Annotated in this window: 3 protein-coding genes; 1 reads left to right on the plus strand and 2 read right to left on the minus strand. The window is 58.5% G+C overall.

Annotated features, from left to right (window positions below; all coding sequences use genetic code 11):
• Positions 1-252: 252 nt before the first annotated feature.
• Positions 253-501: a DUF982 domain-containing protein gene (locus tag AC0L2A_RS36050; protein ID WP_125007211.1), complete on the minus strand. Its 249-nt coding sequence runs from the start codon at positions 499-501 to the stop codon at positions 253-255.
• A 208-nt stretch (positions 502-709) separates the two neighbouring features.
• Positions 710-1,012, minus strand: a complete 303-nt coding sequence (locus AC0L2A_RS36055; RefSeq protein WP_473612939.1) for a DUF982 domain-containing protein — start codon at positions 1,010-1,012, stop codon at positions 710-712.
• Between the two features lie 406 nt (positions 1,013-1,418).
• On the opposite strand from AC0L2A_RS36055, the gene AC0L2A_RS36060 reads away from it, so the two are divergent.
• The coding region (locus AC0L2A_RS36060) for a DUF309 domain-containing protein (RefSeq protein WP_473612937.1) at positions 1,419-1,998 on the plus strand (580 nt) is incomplete at its 3' end.

Raw genomic sequence — 1,998 nt, forward strand, 5'->3', positions numbered from 1 at the left:
GGTACTCCATCATTATTTCAGTGGGATATTCCTTCGACAGGTTAGCCAAAGCAGACAGCAATCATAGTCCTAAATGACAATCCCTGATCTCTCCGCAAATGTCCCGCCGCGGCCGTGCTTCGGGACAGCTTCAATATTCTGCCACCCAGCCCAGGCTCAACGGCGGCAGATCTTCGAGTTCCCTCCGTGTGGACGCGGCAAACTTGCAGCGATGCCGAGATGAACGAAATTCATGAGCGCGCGTCCAAGACCTCAATCGCTGCGCAGAATCTTTGCTTCGAGCGCGGCTGCCACAAAAGCACGCCGAGCGACTGGTGGATGAGCCTCACCTCGCAACACCTGCAGACAGGCGTCCATTGCTGCCTTGCGCTTCGCGGTCTGACGATGGAGATGCCGCAGCAGGATGTTGGACGCGTCATTGACATCGAACACGACACGCTCCGAACTGTGACGGCTAACTTGAACAACGACTGGCCTTTCAAATCTGCTCGAGCCGGTCATCACTCCCCCTCTACACCCAGCGGCGACAGCCTCGCTCGCATTTATTTCCTTAGCCGAAAGATTCGGCTTCACCCTCGCAGCTAAACTTGGTCGCTGGCGTCCAAGAGATCGTCATGAGCGCTGTCTGGTTCATGTCGGGTGGCGCGGGATTGGCTAGCTCAATCTCGACAATGTCGCCTTGCGCCAGCGTCGCACGGTTTGTGGAAGCCTACGCCTGCACCTTTCCGCTGCCCGCCTTGCACGCAGCGATCCACTGCATGGCGGAGGTTGGGTCTTCCAATATCGCAACTCGCTTTGCAAAGCCGACAAAGGCATTGCTGGCAGCGTCTACCGGTATGTGCCCAGCATATGCATCACAACATGCCCTCAGGGCGGTCTCGTAGGTCAGGTCTCTGCGATCCTCGGGCCACTCATTGAGAAAATCGATAGCGTCCGCAAGACTGGCAATCTCTTGCACGATATAGCTGGTTCGCTTCACGAAAATGGGGCTGCTAAAAGCCTCAGCGTTCATTCGTTCCCCTCCACCTGCTCCATAGCCAATTTGCACAAACCGGGCCGCATCGACGCCCGCCGACCATTGCAGAAATGTGCTGTCAGGGCGATGACGATTCAAGAGGAAGAAGATGCGTGATCTGCATCCTCCGTAAGCAGTTCGGCTGCGCATCACCGCGAAGTCCGGCGAAGCCTGCTCAGGCATCTATCTTCCTTCCTGGCCTGATCTGAGGAGAACATACCCCCGGGTGCCGTCATTCTCTAACGGCGGATGAACACAAATTGAAAGGCCCCGTTTAACTGCCGAGCCACAATATGACCGCCTGCGAAGTGAGGGCCCGCATGAACTCCCCGATGACCGCCGACGCAACCTCGCGGCTTCGTGAGATCTGACTGGCTGACAACTATTTGCCAAGACATTCCTGATGCGGCGGCTATGCACGGAACTGAGCATCTGTTCAGGGCCACGGGTGTGCTATACGCCTTTGATGACTATTGGTTCGATGTTGCGCCGGCGCTGGCTGCCGGAAAAGAGCTTTCCATCCTATGCGTATCTGCCGGGCAGGCAACCGCATCCCGTGCGTGATCCCGCAGGACATAGCTACAATAGCGAAGCCATGCCGTTGGCGGCAGAGGCGTCGCTGGACTCAGACATATTCCTTTGGGGTCTCGACCTCTTCAACCACGGCTATTACTGGGAAGCCCATGAGGCGTGGGAAGGGCTGTGGCAAGTTGCAGACCGAGGCGCTCCGCTTCGGACGCTCTTCAAGGGATTGATCCTGTTATCGGCGGCCGGCGTGAAGATCCGCGAGGGCAAGCAGGCGGCGGCGATGCGTCATGCCGGACGCGCCGCGGCGCTCCTTCGTCGGCTGAACACGGCGGATCATACCTTCGAGCGTGCGCTCGGCATGTCACCGGCAGCGCTCGCCGAATACGCAGAAGCCGCGGCACGGATCCCGGCAGCCTTGCAGGCGACAGCGCTCGGTCAGCCCCAACCCGTGTTTG

Source organism: Mesorhizobium sp. WSM4844 (assembly GCF_055811775.1).

What these genes read in the sequence shown, in the direction of transcription:
- AC0L2A_RS36050 (WP_125007211.1), bottom strand. Translation starts at nt 501, where the DNA reads ATGACCGGCTCGAGCAGATTTGAAAGGCCAGTCGTTGTTCAAGTTAGC.
- AC0L2A_RS36055 (WP_473612939.1), bottom strand. Translation starts at nt 1,012, where the DNA reads ATGAACGCTGAGGCTTTTAGCAGCCCCATTTTCGTGAAGCGAACCAGC.